The organism is Pseudarthrobacter sp. NS4, from assembly GCF_024758005.1.
Lineage (GTDB): Bacteria > Actinomycetota > Actinomycetes > Actinomycetales > Micrococcaceae > Arthrobacter.
The window spans coordinates 1,737,552-1,758,237 of the sequence record NZ_CP103288.1 but is presented as its reverse complement, the minus strand read 5'-3'; the positions used below and the strand labels follow the sequence as shown (position 1 = coordinate 1,758,237).

General features: G+C 65.0%; 17 protein-coding genes. All 17 read right to left on the bottom strand.

The genetic code is table 11. The annotated features are described in order from the left end of the window. Positions 1 to 36: 36 nt before the first annotated feature. Positions 37 to 3,594 carry a DNA polymerase III subunit alpha gene (gene dnaE, locus NXY83_RS08200; RefSeq protein ID WP_258805591.1) on the bottom strand — a complete coding sequence of 1,186 codons (3,558 nt, stop codon included), beginning with the start codon at positions 3,592 to 3,594 and terminating at the stop codon, positions 37 to 39. A 36-nt stretch (positions 3,595 to 3,630) separates the two neighbouring features. After that, positions 3,631 to 4,557: an RluA family pseudouridine synthase gene (locus tag NXY83_RS08195; protein WP_258805590.1), complete on the bottom strand. Its 927-nt coding sequence runs from the start codon at positions 4,555 to 4,557 to the stop codon at positions 3,631 to 3,633. Next, positions 4,550 to 5,122 (bottom strand): signal peptidase II, encoded by a 573-nt coding sequence (gene lspA, locus NXY83_RS08190; RefSeq protein ID WP_258805589.1) that lies wholly within the window; start codon positions 5,120 to 5,122, stop codon positions 4,550 to 4,552. The genes NXY83_RS08195 and lspA overlap by 8 nt, the downstream gene beginning before the upstream one ends. A gap of 91 nt (positions 5,123 to 5,213) precedes the next feature. Then, positions 5,214 to 5,906 (bottom strand): DivIVA domain-containing protein, encoded by a 693-nt coding sequence (locus NXY83_RS08185; protein ID WP_258805588.1) that lies wholly within the window; start codon positions 5,904 to 5,906, stop codon positions 5,214 to 5,216. 173 nt (positions 5,907 to 6,079) lie between these two features. Further along, the gene (locus NXY83_RS08180; protein WP_258805587.1) at positions 6,080 to 6,367 is read right to left on the bottom strand and encodes a YggT family protein; all 288 of its coding nucleotides are present in this window, start codon (positions 6,365 to 6,367) and stop codon (positions 6,080 to 6,082) included. A 120-nt stretch (positions 6,368 to 6,487) separates the two neighbouring features. Then, positions 6,488 to 7,018: a cell division protein SepF gene (locus NXY83_RS08175; RefSeq protein WP_258805586.1), complete on the bottom strand. Its 531-nt coding sequence runs from the start codon at positions 7,016 to 7,018 to the stop codon at positions 6,488 to 6,490. 90 nt (positions 7,019 to 7,108) lie between these two features. Beyond that, positions 7,109 to 7,903, bottom strand: a complete 795-nt coding sequence (locus NXY83_RS08170) for a YggS family pyridoxal phosphate-dependent enzyme (protein ID WP_258805585.1) — start codon at positions 7,901 to 7,903, stop codon at positions 7,109 to 7,111. Beyond that, positions 7,896 to 8,585 carry a polyphenol oxidase family protein gene (locus NXY83_RS08165; RefSeq protein WP_258805584.1) on the bottom strand — a complete coding sequence of 230 codons (690 nt, stop codon included), beginning with the start codon at positions 8,583 to 8,585 and terminating at the stop codon, positions 7,896 to 7,898. The genes NXY83_RS08170 and NXY83_RS08165 overlap by 8 nt, the downstream gene beginning before the upstream one ends. Before the next feature lie 8 nt (positions 8,586 to 8,593). Then, entirely contained in the window at positions 8,594 to 9,826 is a 1,233-nt protein-coding gene (ftsZ, locus tag NXY83_RS08160; RefSeq protein WP_258805583.1) for a cell division protein FtsZ, read from the bottom strand. A gap of 184 nt (positions 9,827 to 10,010) precedes the next feature. After that, positions 10,011 to 11,021, bottom strand: a complete 1,011-nt coding sequence (locus NXY83_RS08155) for a cell division protein FtsQ/DivIB (RefSeq protein ID WP_258805582.1) — start codon at positions 11,019 to 11,021, stop codon at positions 10,011 to 10,013. Continuing rightward, complete coding sequence (murC, locus tag NXY83_RS08150; RefSeq protein ID WP_258805581.1) at positions 11,014 to 12,390, bottom strand: UDP-N-acetylmuramate--L-alanine ligase; 1,377 nt, start codon at positions 12,388 to 12,390, stop codon at positions 11,014 to 11,016. Before murC ends, NXY83_RS08155 begins: the two co-directional genes overlap by 8 nt. Next, the gene (gene murG / locus NXY83_RS08145) at positions 12,387 to 13,487 is read right to left on the bottom strand and encodes an undecaprenyldiphospho-muramoylpentapeptide beta-N-acetylglucosaminyltransferase (protein WP_258805580.1); all 1,101 of its coding nucleotides are present in this window, start codon (positions 13,485 to 13,487) and stop codon (positions 12,387 to 12,389) included. The genes murC and murG overlap by 4 nt, the downstream gene beginning before the upstream one ends. Before the next feature lie 6 nt (positions 13,488 to 13,493). Then, entirely contained in the window at positions 13,494 to 14,834 is a 1,341-nt protein-coding gene (gene ftsW / locus NXY83_RS08140; RefSeq protein WP_258805579.1) for a putative lipid II flippase FtsW, read from the bottom strand. Between the two features lie 2 nt (positions 14,835 to 14,836). Then, complete coding sequence (gene murD / locus NXY83_RS08135) at positions 14,837 to 16,414, bottom strand: UDP-N-acetylmuramoyl-L-alanine--D-glutamate ligase (protein WP_258805577.1); 1,578 nt, start codon at positions 16,412 to 16,414, stop codon at positions 14,837 to 14,839. Then, entirely contained in the window at positions 16,396 to 17,505 is a 1,110-nt protein-coding gene (gene mraY, locus NXY83_RS08130; protein WP_258805576.1) for a phospho-N-acetylmuramoyl-pentapeptide-transferase, read from the bottom strand. Before mraY ends, murD begins: the two co-directional genes overlap by 19 nt. Then, the gene (locus NXY83_RS08125; protein WP_258805575.1) at positions 17,502 to 18,968 is read right to left on the bottom strand and encodes a UDP-N-acetylmuramoyl-tripeptide--D-alanyl-D-alanine ligase; all 1,467 of its coding nucleotides are present in this window, start codon (positions 18,966 to 18,968) and stop codon (positions 17,502 to 17,504) included. Before NXY83_RS08125 ends, mraY begins: the two co-directional genes overlap by 4 nt. Positions 18,969 to 18,974: 6 nt before the next feature. After that, the gene (locus NXY83_RS08120; RefSeq protein ID WP_258805574.1) at positions 18,975 to 20,612 is read right to left on the bottom strand and encodes a UDP-N-acetylmuramoyl-L-alanyl-D-glutamate--2,6-diaminopimelate ligase; all 1,638 of its coding nucleotides are present in this window, start codon (positions 20,610 to 20,612) and stop codon (positions 18,975 to 18,977) included. Positions 20,613 to 20,686 lie beyond the last annotated feature (74 nt).

Here is a 20,686-nt window from a genome sequence, read left to right as displayed (position 1 = left end):
CGTCGGCTGCTGTTTGGTGCCCCTCCCCTGCGCCCCTCAGGCGTCCAGGCAGGCCGGGCCGAGCAGTACTTTCAGGTCGCCGAACAATGACGGGCTTGGGTTCACCCGCAGGTGGACCGGCAGTCCCATGATTTCGGTCCTGGTGTCGCCCTGCAGGTGCAGGCGGACTTCCGAGTTCCCGCGGTGCGTGCGCAGCACGTCGCCCAGCTCCGTGACCACGGCTTCAGTGGCCTTGTGGGTGGGCATGGTGATCACCAGCGGCCCGTTGAGGCCCTCACTCAGGTCGGGAACGGAAAGCTCCATGCAGTTGAGCGTGATGGCGCCGTCGTCACGCTTCTGCAGGCGCCCCTTGACCACCACGATCAGGTCCTCGGCGAGAACCGAGGCAATGGGTCCGTAGACCTGGCCGAAGAACATCACTTCCATGGAACCGCCCAGGTCTTCCACCTCGGCCCGGGCGTAGGCGTTGCCGCTGGCCTTCGCGATGCGCCGGCTCAGTGACGTGATCATGCCGGCGATGGTGATGATGGCGCCGTCCTGGGGACCGTCCTCGCCCAGCACAGATGTGATGCTCATTTCAGCGTGCTGGCTCAGCACGCCTTCAAGGCCCTGCAGCGGGTGGTCCGAGACATACAACCCCAGCATGTCCCGTTCGAAGGAGAGCTTGTCCTTCTTCTCCCACTCCGGCAGGTCGGGGATTTCGATGCTGAGCGAGGACTCGGATTCGGCTTCCTCGAAGCCGGCGAAAAGGTCGAACTGGCCAATCGCTTCGTTCCGCTTAAGCGTGATGACGGAGTCGATGGCCTCCTCGTGGATCATCGCCAGGGCGCGGCGGTGATGGCCCAGTGAATCAAAAGCGCCCGACTTGATGAGCGATTCGACGGTGCGCTTGTTGCACACCACGGCCGGGACCTTCATCAGGTAGTCCTTGAACGACGTGAAGGCGCCCTCGCTTTCACGGGCAGCCACCATGGCTTCCACTACGTTCACGCCCACGTTGCGGATGGCGCCCATGCCGAAGCGGATGTCGTTGCCCACCGGGGTGAAGTTCAGCGCGGACTCATTAACGTCCGGCGGCAGCACGGTAATGCCCATGCGGCGGCACTCGTTCAGGTAGATCGCCGACTTGTCCTTGTCATCGCCCACTGACGTGAGCAGCGCGGCCATGTATTCCGGGGCGTAGTGGGCCTTGAGGTACGCGGTCCAGTAGGAGATAACTCCATAGGCAGCAGAGTGGGCCTTGTTGAAGGCGTAGTCGGAGAACGGCAGCAGGATGTCCCAGAGGGTCTTCACGGCCGCCATCGAGTATCCGTTGTCCTGCATGCCCTGGGAGAAGCCGGCGAACTGCTTGTCCAGCTCGGACTTCTTCTTTTTACCCATGGCACGGCGGAGGATATCGGCCTGGCCCAGGGAGTACCCGGCAAGCTTCTGCGCCACGGCCATGACCTGTTCCTGGTACACAATCAGGCCGTAGGTGCCACCAAGGATCTCCGAGAGAGGTTCCTTGAGTTCCGGGTGGATCGGGATAACTTCCTGGATCCCGTTCTTCCGGAGCGCATAGTCGGTGTGGGCGTTGGCGCCCATGGGACCGGGCCGATAAAGCGCCAGCACGGCGGAGATGTCTTCGAAGTTGTCAGGCTTCATGAGCTTGAGCAGTGACCGCATGGGCCCGCCGTCGAGCTGGAAGACGCCCAGGGTGTCGCCGCGTGCCAGCAATTCGTAGGACGCGGCGTCATCGAGTTCGAGGTTTTCGAGGTCCAGGTCGATTCCGCGGTTCATCTTGATGTTCTCGAGGGCATCGGAAATGATCGTCAGGTTCCGGAGGCCCAGGAAGTCCATCTTGATCAAGCCAAGGCCCTCGGACGTCGGGTAGTCGAACTGCGTGATGACCTGGCCGTCCTGGAAACGGCGCATGATGGGGATGACGTCGATGATGGGGTCCGAGGACATAATCACGCCGGCGGCGTGGACGCCCCACTGGCGCTTCAGTCCCTCGATGCCGAGTGCCGTTTCGAACACCTTGGCGGCTTCCGGGTCGGTGCTGATCAGCTGCCGGAAGTCACCGGCCTCGCTGTAGCGCTTTGCTTCCGGGTTTTGGATGTCCGCCAGGGGAATGTCCTTGGCCATGACCGCCGGCGGCAGTGCCTTGGTGAGCTGCTCGCCCATGCTGAAGGGGTAGCCCAGCACGCGGGAGGAGTCCTTGAGGGCCTGCTTGGTCTTGATGGTGCCGTATGTGACGATCATGGCCACGCGCTCGTCACCGTACTTCCGGGTGACGTAGTCGATGACCTCGGAGCGGCGCCGGTCATCGAAGTCGACGTCGAAGTCGGGCATCGAGACACGGTCCGGGTTGAGGAAGCGTTCGAAGATCAGGCCGTGCCGGAGCGGATCAAGGTCGGTAATGCGCATGGCGTAGGCCACCATGGAGCCTGCACCCGAGCCACGGCCCGGGCCTACCCGGATGCCGTTGTTTTTCGCCCAGTTGATGAAGTCGGCCACCACCAGGAAGTAGCCGGGGAAGCCCATCGAAGTGATGACTCCGAGCTCATAGTCGGCCTGCTTGCGGACATCGTCCGGGATCCCGGCCGGGTAACGGTACTGCAGCCCCTTGTCGACTTCCTTGACCAGCCAGGACGTCTCGTCCTCCCCCGGCGGGCAGGGAAACCGTGGCATGTAGTTGGCGTCAGTGTTGAAGGACACCTCACAGCGCTCGGCGATGAGCAGGGTGTTGTCACAGGCGTCCGGGTGGTCCCGGAACAACTCCCGCATCTCCCGCGGGGACTTGAGGTAGTAGCCGCTTCCGGAGAAGGCAAAACGCGAGCCACCGTTGTCGTAGGTGGGCTCCAGCAGCGTCGATCCGGACTGGATGGCCAGCAGGGCCTCGTGCGCCTTGGCATCGTGTTCGTGCGTGTAATGGAGGTCATTGGTGGCCACCAGCGGGAGGTTCAGGTCCTTTGCAAGCCGCAGCAGGTCGCCCGTGACCCGGCGCTCGATGTCCAGGCCGTGGTCCATCAGTTCACAGAAGTAGTTTTCCGCGCCGAAGATATCGCGGAACTCGGCCGCCGCCTCGAGGGCTTCCCGGTACTGGCCGAGGCGGAGCCGCGTCTGGACCTCGCCGGACGGACATCCGGTGGTGGCGATGAGGCCCTCGGAATAGGTGTTGAGGAGCTCCCGGTCCAGCCGTGGCCACTTGCCAAAGACGGAGTCCAGCGAAGCGATGGAGGAGGCCCTGAACAGGTTCCGCATCCCCACGTTGTTGTAGCTCAGGAGCGTCATGTGGGTGTACGAGCCACCGCCGGAGACGTCGTCCTTGCGCTGGGATTCATCGCCCCAGCGCACGCGTTCCTTGTCAGTGCGGGCGGTGCCGGGTGTTACGTAGGCCTCTACGCCAATAATCGGCTTAATGCCCTTGTCCGTGGCCTTGCGCCAGAAGTCGAAGGCGCCGAACAGGTAGCCGTGGTCGGTGGTGGCGAGTGCCGGCATGCCCAGGCGCTCGGTTTCGTCGAACAGCTCTCCCAGGCGGGCTGCTCCATCCAGCATGGAGTATTCGGTGTGGGTGTGCAGGTGGACAAACGAATCATTGCTGGAAGTCACCGCACTATTCTACGTGCTGGGCGGCGGCGGGCTGCGTCAGGCCTGGCCCGATCCCAGCACATCCAGGGCGAATGCCAGGTCCTGCGGGTAGTCGCTCGTCACCCGCACAGGCTCCCCCGTGACCGGGTGGTCGAAGCCGAGTTCGCGCGCGTGCAGCCACTGCCGGGTCAGGCCCAAAGTAGCGGCGAGGCGGGGGTCGGCGCCATAGGTCAGGTCGCCTGCGCAAGGGTGCCGGAGGGCGGAAAAGTGCACGCGGATCTGGTGCGTCCGTCCGGTTTCAAGGTGGACTTCCACGAGGCTGGCCTTACCGAATGCCTCGATCACTTCGTAATGCGTGACAGACGGACGGCCGTCTTCAATGACGGCAAATCGCCAGTCATGGCCCGGGTGGCGGCCGATAGGTGCGTCGATGGTTCCCGTCAGCGGGTCGGGCAGGCCCTGCACCACGGCGTGGTACACCTTGTCCACGGTCCGCTCCTTGAATGCCCGCTTCAGCGCGGTGTAAGCCCGTTCGGATTTTGCCACCACCATCACACCGGACGTGCCGACGTCGAGCCGGTGGACGATTCCGGCCCGTTCCGGCGAGCCGGACGTGGAGATGCGGTATCCGGCGCCGGCAAGGCCGCCGACCACGGTGGGCCCCACCCAGCCCGGGGAAGGGTGGGCGGCGACGCCCACGGGTTTGTCGACGACAACGAAATCGTCGTCGTCCAGCAGGATCTTCAGGCCTTCCACAACTTCCTCCACGACTTCCAGCGGGTCCCGCCGCTCCGGCATGCTGACCTGCAGGACGTCCCCAACAACCAGCTTGGCGGACTTGCCCAGGGCTTTGCCCCGGCTCACCACGTGTCCCTCGGCGATCAGGGTTGCCGCCAGCGACCGGGAAATTCCCAGGATTCCGGCAAGTCCGGCATCTGCCCGGGTTCCGCCGTACTCTTCGGCAACGACATAGCGCTCAGGCATCGCCGGACTTTTCCTTGCGTTCAGAGGTCAGGCGCGTGCCGTCCAGGGCGATGCCCCGCAGGGTGAGGATGCAGATGATGGCTACAGCCGACACCACGGCTGAATCGGCGATGTTGAAGATTGCAAAATTGGGGAGCTGGATGAAGTCCACCACGTGACCCATGCCGAAGGACGGTTCCCGGAAGAGCCGGTCCGTGAGGTTGCCCAGTGCGCCGCCGAGCAGCAGGCCCAGCGCCAGGGACCACCACTTGGAACCCAGCTTGCGGACCTGGAAGAGGATGGCCACGGCCACGACGGCCATGATGATGGAGAACACCCAGGTGACATTCTCACCAATGGAGAATGCTGCCCCGGAGTTCCGGATGAAGTACCAGTGCAGGAGGGGCGGAAATACCGGGATCCGCTCGCCTTCCACCATGGAGGACGTGACCCAGAACTTGGTCAGCTGGTCCAGGACGTAGGCAAAAACCGCGAAACCGGCAAAAAGGGACAGCAGCACGGCCCGGGGTGGGCGCGGCGTAGGCGGGACAGGGCGTGCAGCGCCTGCGGCAAGTTCGTCAGTCATGGTGCTTTCATTCGTAAAACCGGTGGCAATGCCGAAAGCCGGTGGCCGAGGAATCCTCAGCCACCGGCTTTCAGAATACGTGCTTGACGGACTAGTTGGCTTCGCTCACTTCTGGCGTAGCAACTGAACCGCGGGCGTCGAGGTCGCGCAGCTGGCCTTCGATGTAGGCCTTCAGGCGTGAGCGGTAGTCGCGCTCGAAGCCGCGAAGCTGCTCCACCTTGCGCTCCAGGACGGACCGCTGCTGTTCCAGGGCACCGAGGATCTTGCGGGACTTCTCCTGGGCATCGTTGACAAGGCTGCTGGCTTCGATCTGCGCTTCGGCGATGATCTTGTCCTTCAGCGCCTGGCCGTCAGCGACGTGGCGGTCGTGCATCTGCTGGGCCATGGCCAGCAGGCCTGCAGCGGACTCAGCGGAAGGAGTGGCGACGGCGGCCTGGCTGGGAGCCGCGGGGGCGGCAGCAACCGGTGCGGACGGCTGGACGTCCTTCTTCTTGTTCGCTTCGGCAGCCTTGGCTTCCGCCTCTGCCTTCTCGCGTGCCTCGTCCTTGTCTGCCTTGACGGGCCCGGGGACCTTCTCCACCACGGGGGCGGCAGCGGCGCTGGCCGGAACGCTGGATCCTGCTTCGGCAAGCTTCTTCCGAAGCTCGTCGTTCTCCTGGTTCAGGCGGCGGAGTTCAACGACGATTTCGTCCAGGAAGTCGTCAACTTCGTCCTGGTCGTAGCCCTCGCGGAACTTGGTCGGCTGAAAGCGCTTGTTGACAACGTCTTCTGGCGTCAAAGCCATCTGGTCACCTCACTGGTCTGGTTAGTCAGTAGGCCTTCCGGCCGTCAAAACTACGGTACCTAAATTTGGTCTGCTTACTCTAATTCAACACTGCGGTGTCAAACGGGAGTTTCTTCGCTTCACAGTAACTGTTCCCGGAGGTCAGTGCTGCACTGCTAGGTCTAATGGGTGAATCAGGCGAGCCCCCGGGTGATCCCCATCGCGATGCTGACGGCGATGAAAAGGACCAGGAATCCCAGGTCAAGGGAGATGCCGCCCAAACGAAGCGGCGGAATCACCCGGCGCAAAACCTTGAGGGGCGGATCGGTGATGGAGTACACGGCATGGGCTGCCACCAGGGCGACGCCGCGCGGCCGCCACTCCCTGGCGAACATCTGGACCCAGTCGAAAACCAGGCGGATGATGAGGGCTACAAAAAACAGCATGAGCGCGAGATAGACAAGTCCGAAAACGATTCCCATGACTTAATTCATATCTCCATGTCCATTGTGGATGCCGCGGCTCCTGCCGATGCTTCTCGTCTATTTCAGCACAGATGCCAGACAGGTGTCCCTGCCTGGCATCCGAATCCTGCCTGATGGTCAGCTTTGGTTGAAGAAGCTGGCCTGGGTATCGCTGACCTTCTTGTCATCGCCGATGACTTCAACGTACGACGGCGACAGAAGGAATACCTTGTTGGTGACCCGCTCAATGCTCCCCCGCAGGCCGAACACGAGCCCCGCGGAAAAGTCGACCAGCCGCTTTGCGTCGGCCTCGCCCATGTCCGTGACGTTCATGATCACCGGAATACCGTCCCGGAAGCTCTCGCCGATGAGCTTGGCATCGTTGTAGGAGCGTGGGTGGATGGTGGTGATCTGGCGAAGGCCAGTGGTTTCTTCGCGGCTCGAGGCCGCACGCTTGATGGGGGTCACTGGGGCGCGGTATTCCTCTTCAGGGGTGTAGGACGCTTCGCGGCTGACCTCGCGGACGGGTGCAGGTGCACGGCGCTCCTCGCGGTCAGCTTCCATCGTTTCGTCCTCATCCTTACGTGTGGTCTGTTGCTCGGACTCGTAATGCTCATCGCCGTCGGCGAGCCCAAGATAGATCATTGTCTTGCGCAGAGCGCCGGCCATGGTCGACTCCTAATCGTGTCCCGTAAGCGGGCCGCCCAATGACTTGACAGCACTGGAGTCCCCCGCCCATCACTTCCAACAGGACCGACGCTACCCCACGGCAGGACGTGATCCGAGAATATCGGAACCGATTCGCAGGTGTGTCGCCCCGAACATGATCGCTGCTTCGAGGTCCTGGCTCATGCCTGCGGAAATGGCGGTGGCCGCAGGGTGGTCGGCTACGAGCCTCCCCGATACTCCCGCAAGCTTTTCGAAGGCAGGCTCCGGTGGCGCATCGAGTGGCGCCACGGCCATCACGCCCGCCAGGCGAAGGCCGTCTGCAGATGCTATCCGGTCCGCCAGCAGCGGGACGTCGGCCGGGCTGGCCCCGCCGCGGTGCGTCCCGGCGTCGTCCTCCAGGCTGACCTGGATGAAACAGTCCAAGGGCGCCCGCCCGGTGTTCCCGCGCTCAGCCCCTGCTGCCTTTGCCAGGGCGTCCACAAGCTGCGGCCTGTCCACTGAGTGAACGGCGGCGGCATAACGGACCACCGATTTCGCCTTTTTGGTTTGCAACTGGCCCACAAAGTGCCAGGCGAGCCGGCAGTCCTCCAGCTCAGCCGCCTTGCCGGCGGCTTCCTGGTCCCTGTTTTCGCCGACGTCCGTCACGCCAAGCCCGGCGAGGCGGCGGATGTCTTCGGCAGGGTGGAACTTGGTGACCACGATCAGCCTGGGCAACCGCTCCCGGCGGCCCGCCGATGCTGCCGCGGCAGCAATCCGGCGGTGGACGGCAGCAAGCCGGCCGGCCAGTTCAGCAGTCCGCGGATCGGCGCTGCCCGGTTCGTCCCGGCTGAGCCGTGGGTCCTGGCTGTGCAGTGGTTCTTCGCGGGGCGGAATCACGTCACTCATGGCACCACACCAGGCCTGCAAAGCGGCCCGTTTCCTTGTTGCGGCGGTACGAGTAGAGGGACTCCGTCTCAAGTGTGCAGACGCCGGTATACGCCACTTCCACGCCGGCGTCCTCCAACTGGCTCCGCGCACCGGCTGGAAGATCCAGCCCAGGGGTACCCCATGAGGTGGTGCTCCTGGTGGTCGGCACTGCCGCCGCCACTTCGTCCTGCAGGGCGGCCGGCACCTCGTAGCAGTTTCCGCAGATGGACGGTCCCAGCCACGCCCGGATGCCGGACGCGCCCAGAGACTTCATCCTCTCCACTGCCGCAGGAATCACACCGTGGGCTATGCCGGGGCGTCCGGCATGGACGGCGGCCAGGACAGGACCGTCCACGGCTTCCCCTGCGAGCAGCACGGGAATGCAGTCTGCCACCATAACGGCCAATGGCAGCCCACGGGACACCATGGCGTCCGCCTTCGGCGCCGGAGTGTCCGCTTCCATCACGGCCACGGTGGCGCCGTGAACCTGGTTCATGAACCGCAGGCCCTGCCGGGCCACGCCGATGCGCTGCTCCAGTTCCGCACGGCGCAACTCCACCTGGGCTGGATCGTCCCCTACGTGCAGGGCGAGGTTTCCAGCACCGGTGTCAGTAAATGCGGCCGACACCCCGGGCAGGATGTCGGCACACCAATGGAACAAGCCGGGGCCTACTTCAGGAAGTCGGGGACATCCAGGTCATCCGAGTGGTTGCCCGTGAGGTCGGGCTCCACCACGGAGGGGAGGTCGACGTCAAAGCCGGAGTCAGCCGGAACGGCGGAGGGACGCTGCTGTCCCCAGTTGCTGAGCCCTGCCGCGCCCACACCTGCGTGGACCGGCTGGACGTTTACCTGGTGGTTCCCTGCGGACGGCGCCTGCGCCGGAGCTGCGGCAGGGGCGGCGGGCCTCTGCGGGGCAGCCTGGGGCTGGGACTGGTCCATGGACGGCGAGGTGGCCTTGACGTCGTCGAACCCGGCAGCGATGACGGTGACGCGCGCCTCGTCGCCCAAGGCGTCGTCGATGACGGCGCCAAAGATGATGTTGGCTTCGGGATGGGCCACTTCCTGGACCAGGCGGGCCGCCTCATTGATTTCAAACAGGCCAAGGTCGGAACCGCCCTGGATGGACAGCAGCACGCCGTGGGCGCCGTCAATGGACGCTTCCAGCAACGGCGAAGCGATGGCCAGTTCTGCAGCCTTGACGGCCCGGTCCTCGCCACGGGCGGAGCCGATGCCCATCAGGGCGGAGCCGGCGCCCTGCATGACTGACTTCACGTCAGCGAAGTCAAGGTTGATGAGGCCGGGGGTGGTGATGAGGTCCGTGATGCCCTGGACACCGGAGAGCAGCACCTGGTCTGCGGAGCGGAAGGCGTCCAGGACGGACACGTTCCGGTCGCTGATGGACAGCAGCCGGTCGTTGGGGATCACGATCAAGGTGTCGACTTCGTCGCGGAGGGCGTCGATCCCGGCCTCTGCGGAGCCCGCGCGGCGGCGGCCCTCGAATGTGAACGGGCGGGTGACAACACCGATGGTCAGCGCACCAAGGGAACGTGCGATCCGTGCGACGACGGGCGCGCCGCCCGTGCCAGTTCCGCCGCCTTCACCGGCGGTCACGAATACCATGTCAGCGCCGCGAAGCACTTCCTCGATCTCATCCGCGTGATCCTCGGCTGCCTGCTTGCCCACCTCAGGATTTGCACCTGCCCCAAGGCCACGGGTCAGCTCCCGTCCGACGTCCAGCTTGACGTCGGCGTCGCTCATCAGCAGGGCCTGGGCGTCGGTATTGATGGCGATGAATTCAACACCTCGGAGGCCGACCTCGATCATGCGGTTGACTGCGTTCACGCCACCGCCGCCGATGCCGACGACTTTGATGACGGCCAAGTAATTCTGCGGAGCTGCCACGTTACGTGTCCCTTGTTCGTGTCTTATTGCGAAAACTGATGGAGAGCTTGAAGCCTGCAACCTTAACCCTCGAGTTGAAGGTTATAGTTATGTCAAGTAACTCATGTCTGTGACGGTATTTCCTATGGTTCCGACATTCAATAACCGGGTCCGCGTGTCGGATTAATACCGGGAAAGAATGCCGTCACCGGGTCACGGGATGCCTCGGCACACTGACGTCATACACCATCACCGGGTTCTTCGGGTCGGCGGGAACCTTCAGGAGGGCCTCCAGGACCTTGGCCTTTAATTCCCTCTCCGAAGCGTTGCCCCAGACGATGGTCTGGCCGTCCACAAGCTTGAGCTCGACGGCGTCCACTGACTGCGCGGACGCATTGGACAGCCTGGCCAGGACGTCGGCGGGCAGGGCGCCCAGAACCGCGGCAGTGGCCTTGAAAAGGTCCTGGCCGATGGTTCCCGCGCCGCCGTCGATAACCGGCAGGGACACTGAGGCAGGATCAGCCGTAGCTGCCAGCTGCACCCCGTCCACATCCACCAGCTGGTACTGCTCCCCCTGCTTGACCAGTGCCACCGGCACCCGCTCCCGCACGGCCACGGCCAGGCCGGTTGGCGGCCGGGCCTCGGCAGATACCGATTTGACCTGGACCAGCGGTTCGAGCAGCCTGCCCACTTCCTCATCCGTGATCTGGGGCAGCGGCTTGCCGTGCAGGGGTTCCAGTGCAGCCTGCACCTGTGCAGGGGTGAGCAGCCGTGTGCCGGAAACCGAAATGGTGTCCAGGGCAAGGACAGGCGAGTAAACGGCTCCCGCCAGCAACCCGGCCACCAGCGCAGCCACGGCCGCTGCCACCATGAGCAGATTCCTTTTGCGGCGCTTGCCCTTGGGCTCCGGAAACGTCAGTACGGTGGCGGTTGACTCATTGGACAGTTCCGCCTGCTGGTCCTTCTTGCGCCCGGGGAAGCCCCGCTTCCCGTGCGCTGCGGCCTTTCGGGATGCTGCGGGCTTTTTGGATGCTGCGGGCTTTTTGGAAGCCGCCGTTTGCCCCGGTGCTGCTTCCGGAACACTGCGGGAAGCGGAAATGACGTCCTCCCCGCCCATAGTGCGCCCGGGGGTGTCCGGATTTCCGCTGCCGGCACTGGTTGCGGTACTCCCGCTCCTGCTTGGCGGCTTGTAGGTGGGACGACGGGTGCTAGCCACGCAGGGCCTCAACGATCAGCGGTCCGTAGGCCGTAACATCCCCCGCGCCGGCAGTCAGCACGATGTCCCCCTCGGAAGCGGCATCCGTCAAGGCCGCCACAGCGTCAGCGGCGGAAATCAACTTTCCGCCTGTGTCCAGATGTTCGGCAATGAGTCCGCTGGTGACGCCGGGAATCGGATCCTCACGGGCCGGGTAGATATCAAGGACCAGGGCGGTGTCAGCGAGGTTCAGTGCTGCCGCAAAATCCTGCGCGAACTCCCGTGTCCGGGAAAACAGGTGCGGCTGGAAGAGTACGTGCACTTTGTGGTCGCCGGCCACTGACCGGGCTGCCGTCAGTGCCGCGCGGACTTCCGTGGGGTGGTGTGCGTAGTCATCAAAAACGCGGACTCCCCTGGCCTCCCCCTTGAGTTCGAAGCGCCGGGAAGCGCCCGAGAAATCCGCCAGGGCAGCAGCAGCGGCAGCGGGTTCGACGCCCAGTTCGAGGGCAACCGCGAAGGCGGCTGTGGCGTTCAGGGCGTTATGCCGGCCCGGTACCTGCAGGGACAGGTTGAAGCGCCCCGCCGGGCCGGACACCGCTACCCGGCCGGGGCCGCCGTCGTGCAGCTTCAGCCCTGCCCCCTGGCCCGTCCCGTAAAGGACCACGCGAGTGTTTCCCCGGGCCCGCGTCCGCTCGGCCAGCGCCAGGGCTCCGGCGTCGTCCGCACAGGCAATCAGCACCCCGTCGGCGGGAAGCAGCGCGGTGAACCGGTCGAAGGATTCATACACGGCCTCCGCCGTGCCGTAGTGGTCCAGGTGGTCAGGCTCCACGTTGGTGACCACCGCTACCCGGGGGCGGTAGTTGAGGAAGGACCCGTCCGACTCGTCTGCTTCCGCCACGAAGATCCCCGAACTTCCGTGCGCAGCATTGACGCCGAGGGCAGGAACGTTGGCGCCGATGGCGAACGAAGGGTCCAAGCCTGCCCCCTGCAGGAGGACTGTCACCATGGAGGTCGTGGTGGATTTTCCGTGCGTTCCTGCCACGGTGACCACCAGGTCCTCCCCCATGGTGGCTGCCAGCGCCTCCGACCGGTGAAGTACCGGCAGCCCCGCCTGCCTGGCGGCGGCCAACTCCGGGTTGTCCGCCCGGATTGCCGAGCCGGCCACCACGGTATGCGCGTCGCCCAGGTTGGCGGCGTCGTAACCGACGGCGATGCGCGCGCCGGCGGCAGCGAGGTCCGCCATGACCGGCAGGTCCTTGGCGTCCGAACCGCTGACGGGTACGCCGCGGGCCACCATTATCCTTGCAACGGCGGACATCCCGACACCTCCGATACCGATGAAGTGGACCTTGCCCAGAGACTCCAGGCTGCCGGCGTTATGGGAATTCATGCGGATACCGCTTCCAGGACAAGACCAGCCATGCGCTGGTCGGCGTTTCGGATACCAAGCCGGTAGGAATTGGCTTCCATGGTGGCCAGCCGCGTTTTATCCGTGACCAGCGGAATCAGCTCCGCTGCCACCCACCCGGCGTTGAAGTCGCGGTCAGCGACCAGCAATGCGCCCCCTGCTGCGACGAGTCCTGCAGCGTTCATCGCCTGTTCTCCGTTGCCGATGGGAAGCGGCACCAGGACGGCGGGCACCCCAACGGCGGCAATCTCGCACACCGTCGCGGCGCCGGAGCGGGCCAGGAGCACGTCGGCCGCGGCGTAGGCGAGTTCCATGCCGTCGATATACTCCACCTGCCGGTAGCCGTCTGCTGCCAGCGGCCTGCCGTCCCCGTCAAGGACGGACTTGCCGCGGCCGGTGATGTGCAGGGTCTGGATGCCGGCATCGGCCAGCTGCCCAAGCGAGGCCGCGATGGTGCGGTTAATGCTCTGAGCGCCCGATGACCCGCCTGTCACGATCAGCGTGGGCTTGGCCGCGTCCAAGCCAAGTGCCTCCCGCGCGGCGGTGCGTGCAGCGGTCCGGTCAAGGTGCGAGATCTCGGTGCGCATGGGCATGCCTACGTGCAGGGCGCCCTTCAACGGGGTGTTCTCGAAGGCCACGGCTACCCGCTTGGTAAACAGGGCCCCAACCCTGTTGGCCAGTCCGGGCCGGGTGTTGGCCTCGTGAATGACGATGGGGATGCGCCGTTTCCGGGCCGCCAGGTACATCGGGGTGCACACGTAACCGCCCACGCCTACCAGCACGTCGGCCGCTGCCTCATCCAGGACGGAGCCGGCCTGCCGCACAGCACCGGCCAACCGGGCAGGCAGCCGGACCAGGTCGGCAGACGGCTTCCGGGGGAACGGCACCCGGTCGATGGTGGCAAGTTTGACCCCCGCTGCGGGGACAAGCCGGGTCTCCATTCCTGCAGGTGTTCCGACCGCGAGGAGCGCGGCATCCGGCGACGCGCTGCGCAGGGCCACGGCGATGGCCAGGAGGGGACTGATGTGGCCGGCTGTTCCGCCGCCCGCCAGGACGATGGAAGGGTTTTTCGAGGTCATCTCGGGTTAGGCACGCTTTCTTGCAGTCTTTTTCTTGGGGACGGTTCCGCGCCCCTTGGCCTTGAACTTCAGCATCTTCTTCGGCCGGATGGCCGGAGCCATTTGCTCCCGGGCCAGTGACAGCACCACGCCGACCGCGCACAGCGACATCAGCAGCGCGGACCCGCCATACGAAATAAACGGCAGCGGAACGCCGATGACGGGCATCAGGCCGGTCACCACGGACATGTTGACGGTGGCCTGACCGAGCAGCCACACCATGATGGTTCCAGCCAGGACCCGGTGGAACATGCTGGCCTGCGCCACTACCACGCGGTAGATGGCAGCGCCCAGAATGGCAAAGAGGATCAGGACGACGACGGTTCCCACCAGGCCGAGTTCCTCGCCGATGATGGCGAAGATGAAGTCGTTGTGCGCTTCGGGAATCCAGCTGTACTTCTGCCGGCTCTGCCCCAATCCCACTCCGAACCAGCCGCCTGACGCCAGTCCGTAGAGTCCGTTGGTTGCCTGGTAGTTGGCGTCGACGCCGTCTGCACAGGACTGCCCGGTCCACCACGAGGTGATGCGGCACATGCGGTTGGAACTGGTGACCGCCATGACAGCCGTTCCGGCGGCTGCCATGAGGCCTGCAACGCCGAAAAGATAGAGGGGTGCCCCGGCAAAGAAGAGTGCGGCAGCAGTAACCATCATGATGATCATGGCTGTTCCGAGGTCATTGCCGATCAGGACCAGGCCAACGATGATGATGGCCATTGGGACGGCAGGGACCGCAACGTGTTGCCAGCGGCTGAGCAGCTTTCCCTTCATGGCGAGCACCGTGGCCATCCAGAGCGCGAGTGCCAGTTTTGACGCCTCGGACGGCTGGAAGGTGATGCCGCCCAGGTCGATCCAGTTCTTGTTGCCGTTGACTTCCGCGCCCACCAGCTGTACCAGGCCCAGGAGAACCACGGCGGCGATGATCGCGGGCCAGGCGAGGCGCTTCAGCCACACCACGTTGATGCGCGACAGCGCGAACATGGTGAAGATGCCTATGCCGGCAAACATTCCTTGCTTCAGCGCGTCGCCGTAGGGCGATTTTCCGGCCGCGATGGATTCAACGCTGGATGCTGAGAGCACCATCATGATGCCGATGGCTGTCAGGGCAAGGGTGGATCCCAGGATGAGGTAGTACGTGGAGCCGTTCTTGGAGGTTCCATTGCCCTCAAGGGCGGACCAGAACCTGCGGTACATGGTCCGCAGCCTCACCGGAAGGGTGGCCGGTGGCCGGACGGGCGTTGCTGAGGAGCCAGGGCCCTGCTTGCGGGCCTGTTGTTTTTCTGGCTGCGGCCGGGTGGGCGTGCTGACCATTGTTACTCCTCGCCGGTCTGGGCCTGCCCTTCCACCAGCTCGCGGACAGCTTCGATGAAAGTGTCACCACGGTGAGCATAGGAAGAGAACTGATCCATGGATGCAGCTGCCGGAGCCATCAGCACAGTGTCACCGGCTTCGGCCAACTGGGCTGCTGACGCAACGGCCAGCGACATCACCTGTTCCCCCGATACGGTGGAACCGGCATCGATGGCACCAAGCGCTGCAGCAGTCTGCACCCCTTCAGTGTCACCCGGCAGCGCGCTGATCATCGGGACATCGGGCGCGTGTCGCTGGAGGGCGCCGGCCAGCACCGACGCGTCGCTGCCAATCAATACCACGGCCTTGAGCCGGTGGGCATGCTCGCGTACCAGGTCGTCATAGGTCACGCCCTTGGACAAGCCGCCGGCGATCCAGACTACGTTGCTGAAGGCCGCCAGCGAGGCGGCGGCTGCGTGGGGGTTGGTTGCTTTTGAGTCGTTGACCCAGAGCACGCCGTTGTGGCGGGCCACGGGCTGGATGCGGTGGTCGCCGGGGATGTAGTCCTGGATACCCTGCCGGACCGCAGCCGGCTCCACTCCGTAGGCGCGGACCAGACCGGCAGCAGCCAGGGCATTGGCCACCATGTGGCGGGGAGCGAAGGCGCCGAGGTCGTTCATGGCGGCGAGCTCAGCTGCACTGTCCCTGCGCTCTTCTATGAACGCACGGTCCACCAGGAGCCCCTCCACCACTCCGAGCATGCTGATGGCAGGCGTGACGGTGGTGAATCCGATCGCACGGCATCCTTCCACGACGTCGGCGTTCTCGACCATGCGTTCGGTTTCAAACTGCTCCGCGTTGTAGATGCAGGCTTTTTGGGTGCGCTCGTAAACCTTGGCCTTGTCCGCGAGGTACGACTCGTAGGAGCCGTGCCAGTCCACGTGGTCCTCTGCAACGTTCAGGCAGACGCTGGCCACCGGCGACAGGGATTCCGCCCAGTGCAGCTGGAAGCTGGAGAGTTCAACGGCGAAGACGTCATACTCCACCGGGTCCCGGATGGCATCCAGTATGGGCGTGCCCACGTTGCCGACGGCAATCGCTTTCAGGCCGGCAGCGCGGAGCATGGATTCAGTGAGCCCCACCGTGGTGGTCTTGCCGTTGGTGCCGGTGATGGCCAGCCAGTCGGCGGTTTTCCGGCCTTCCCGGATCCGTACCCGCCAGGCGAGTTCGACGTCGCCCCACACCGGGATGTGGGCGCGGGCAGCCGCGGCGAGGAGTGCCTGGTCCGGGCGCCAGCCGGGGGACGTAACGATCAGTTCCGGCAGCTCGCCGTCGATCCGGGGTATCCGGGCCACGGCGTCCTCACCCAGCAGGACATCGGCCGCGCCCACGATCTTCAGCGTATCCGCGTGCGCCCTGGCCGTGTCGCTGGTGGCAGCGTCCACCACCACCACACGGGCACCCAGTTCAATCAGTGTGTCTGCCGCTGCAAAGCCGGACACTCCAATGCCCGTGACTGCCACACGCAGCCCGGCCCAGTCGGAGTCCCAGGAGACGAGGTTTTTCAAGCGGGGGGAAACGGTCACAGCAGCACAACCCATTCAGCGTAGAAAATGCCCAGGCCCACGGCCACGAAGAGTCCGCCCAGGATCCAGAACCGGACCACAACTGTCACTTCAGCCCAGCCCTGCAGCTCGAAGTGATGCTGCAGCGGTGCCATCTTGAAGACGCGTTTACCGCCGGTGACCTTGAAGTAGCCCACCTGGATGATGACGGACAGGGTGATCAGGACGAACAGGCCACCGATGATTCCGAGCAGCAGCTCCGTCCTGGACAGGATGGCGAAGCCCGCGATCGCACCGCCGATGGCAAGCGATCCGGTATCTCCCATGAAGATCTTGGCCGGTGAGGTGTTCCACCAAAGGAAGCCCACCAGCGCAGCGCTCATGATGGCTGCGAGCAACGCGAGGTCCAGGGGATCCCTGACGGAGTAGCAGCCGCCGCCGGCTTGGCGCGGTGACCCGCAGGCCTGGTTGCTTTGCCAGATCCCCATCAGCGTATAGGCGCCGAAAACCATTACCGAGGCGCCGGCGGCGAGACCGTCGAGCCCGTCCGTCAGGTTCACGCCGTTGGTGGCTGCCGTCACGATCAGGTTGGACCAGACGACGAACAGGATGGCGCCAAGGACAGTTCCGGCGAAGGCGAGGTCCAGCCAGGGCAGGTCGCGGACCAGGGATATTTTGGTGGAGGCCGGCGTGACGCCGTCCTCGTTGGGGAAGTTCAGGGCCAGCACGGCAAAGATAATGCCTACTGCGGCCTGCAGGATGAGTTTTGCCTTGGCGTCAAGCCCCAGGCTGCGCTGCCGCGAGATCTTGATGAAGTCGTCCAGGAAGCCAACGAGCCCCATTCCAACCATCAGGAACAGCAGGATGAGGGCGGAAGCGGAGGGCCCGGGCGAGTCCGGATTCATCATCAGCATGATGAGGTGGGTCAGCCCGTAGCTCAGGAGCACTGCCGCCACAACCACGGTCCCGCCCATCGTGGGCGTGCCGCGTTTCGTGTGGTGCGAGGTGGGTCCATCGTCGCGGATGAACTGGCCGTAGCCGCGGCGGACCAGGAGCCGGATGAAAAGCGGCGTGCCCACCAGGGCGCAGAGTAGTGCCAGCCCGGCGCCGATCAAAAGTGCAATCACAGCAGACTGCTCCTTTCATCGGCGGGTTGCGGGGTTTGTGGGGGTAATGCTATCCGATCACCCAAGTGGCGCAGTCCAACGCTGTTGGAGGACTTGAACAGCACCAGGTCGCCCGGCTGGAGTTCGGCATTCAGCAGTTCGTAGGCCTCATCCGCCGTCTCCGTGAAGATGCACTCGTCTCCCCAGGAGCCTTCCTGGATGGCGGAGACGTAGAGGGCACGTGCCTCGCGGCCTACCACCACCAGCCGGGAAATATTGAGGCGCACTACCTGGGTGCCTACGGCGGTGTGCTCACGGATGGTGTCCTCGCCGAGTTCCAGCATGGCACCCAGGACGGCCCAGGTCCGCCGGCCCTGACCCAGGTCCGCCAGGGTCCGGAGTGCGGCCCTCATGGATTCCGGGTTTGCGTTGTAGGCGTCGTTGATGATGGTGACGCCATCGGCACGCTCTGTGCGTTCCATGCGCCAGCGGCTGGCAGCAGCCTGGCTGCTCAGGCCGGCAGCAATGTCCGTGCCGGGAACACCCGCAGCGAACGCGGCGGCAGCTGCGGCAAGCAGGTTGCCCATGTGATGGGCGCCTATGAGGCGGCTGGAGACGTGGTGGGTTGTGTCGGCGCCGGGCAGCAAAAGGTCGAATTCAGGGTTACCCCCGCCGTTGGTGTCGGCGTTGAGTGCCTGCACCGCCGCGTCCGGGCGGCCTTCCGCCGAGAAACCGAGCACTGCCGCGGTGGTGCGGCCGCGCATGGCGGCCACCCTGTCGTCGTCGAGGTTGATGATGGCTGTTCCTGTCGCGGCGAGGCCTTCCACAAGTTCGCCCTTGGCACGGGCGATGTTCTCCACTCCCCCGAATTCACCGGCGTGTGCCGTTCCAACACCAAGCACCACGCCAATGTCAGGCTTGACCATCTCAACCAGGTAGCGGATGTGTCCGATGCCGGTGGCACCCATCTCGATCACCAGGTACCGGGTGTCGGCGCCCGCCTGGAAGACTGTTAAAGGCACGCCGACTTCGCCGTTGTAGGAGCCGCGCGGGGCGACTGTCTTTCCCTGGGCGGAAAATATTCCTGCCAGCAGGTCCTTCGTGGTCGTCTTCCCGGCTGAACCGGTGATGCCCACCACGGTAAGGTCTTCACCGGCTTCTGCGCGGATGGCGCGGATCCGGCGCACTGCTTCGGCTGCCAGGGCACCCATGGCCAGGACGGCGTCGGTGACCACCACGGAGGGGTAGGGCGTTCCGTCAGGTCCGGCTAGGGGGCGCTCGACCATGGCCAGGACAGCTCCGGCCTCGAAGGCGGCCGCGATGAAGTCGTGGCCGTCCGCCTGTTCGCCCGGTTTTGCGACGTAGAGCGAACCCGGCGTGGCTTCGCGTGAATCCGTAACCACCGAAAGGGGCGTGATTCCGGGATCGGCGTCCAGGCGCCCGCTAGTGATTTCGGCGATCTCCGCCGCAGTAAATGCAATCATCTCGGTCTAGGACTCTATCCGGTCGTCTTGGAGAACGTTGAATCCCCTGGCTGTCAAGGCGGTGCGCAGTTCAACCCTGTCATCGAGGGCGAGGTTCACGCCCTTTACTTCCTGCCAGACCTCATGCCCCCGGCCTGCCACCAGGATGGTGTCCTGCGGCCGCGCCAGTTCCACGGCGCGGCGGATCGCCTCATCCCGCGGGAACACCTCCAGCACCTCGCACGGAAGGGCTTCCTTTTCCCGGGCTGCCTGTGCTCCGGCCAGGACGCCCGCGCGGATGGCGGCCGCATCTTCGTCGTGGGGGTCGTCGTCGGTGATGATGACGGTGTCGGCAAGGCGGGCTGCGATGGCACCCATGGCGGGGCGTTTGCCTTGGTCGCGCTGGCCGGTTGCACCGAAGACGGCAATGAGCCTGGAGCCGGGCTCCGGGGAACGCACTGCCTCCAGCGCACGCGCCAGCGCGTCCGTGTTGTGGGCAAAATCCACCACGGCCGCGGGTTCTTCGGAAACCAGTTGCATGCGTCCCGGCACTGCAACCGTAAAGGGGTCTGCCGAGTCCAGTGCCGCCTGCAGTGTTCGCACATCCACGCCGGAGACGATCACCATGACCACAGCCAGTGCGGCGTTGGCGACGTTGAAGCTGCCGGGGAGACCGGTGTGGATGTTGAGTTCCCTGCCTTCGGGTCCCCTGAGCGTAAACTCCGTACCCAGCCCGCGGGGGGCCGTCGCAATGACCGTCCAGTCTGCTGCCGTACCCGGCGCCGTGCTGAGGGTGGTGACCGGCACTTCCGCTCCGGCGGCGAGGCGGCGCCCCCACTCGTCGTCGACCGTTACCACTGCCTTGTGCGCGCGGGACGGGGTGAAGAGCTCTGCCTTGGTGGCGAAGTAGTCGTCCATGGTGTGGTGGAGGTCCAGGTGGTCCTGGGTCAGGTTGGTGAAGCCGGCGACGTCGAACGCCAGCCCGTCCACCCGCTGGAACGAGATGGCATGGGAGGAGACTTCCATGGCGGCCGCGGCCAGTCCCCTCTCCCGCATCAGGGCGAGCAGGCCGTGCACGTCGGGAGACTCCGGCGTGGTGAGCAGGCTCGGCACGGGGTCGCCTCCGGCGAGTATTTCGATCGTGCCAATCAGCCCGGCCCGGTTGCCGAGGGCATTCAGGAGCGACCTGATGAAGTAGGTGGTGGTGGTTTTGCCGTTGGTGCCGGTCACCCCGAACAGCCGCAGCGCACCGTCTCCACCGGCACGGCTGCCGTAGATCATGGCCGATAACGGGCCCACGACGTTCCGCGGGGCCTCCACGATCAGCACCGGCACCGAAGTGTCAGTAGACGGCGCCAACAAGCGGGCACCGGCCTCGTCCGTCAGAATTGCAACGGCACCGGCCTCGATTGCCTGGGCTGCAAAATCGGCGCCGTGCCGGACAGCGCCGGGGAGGGCAACATACAGGTCACCGGGTTCCACCGTCCGGGAGTTCAAGGAGATGCCGGTCACTACCGTGCCGGCAGCAGCCCCGGGAACAGGGACGCCGATTGCGTCGCCGATGCTGTCCAGCCGGACTGCGTTAACGGCCGATGGCCGGAACCGGGTCTTGCTGGCAGGAGCCGTGGGCGCGGCGCCGCTCCCGGACGTGTTGAACTCTGACAAGGGATCTCCGATGGTGCTAGTGGATCGTGTCCGGCATGGATGGGCAGCAACAGCCAAGGCTGTTGCTGCCGTTG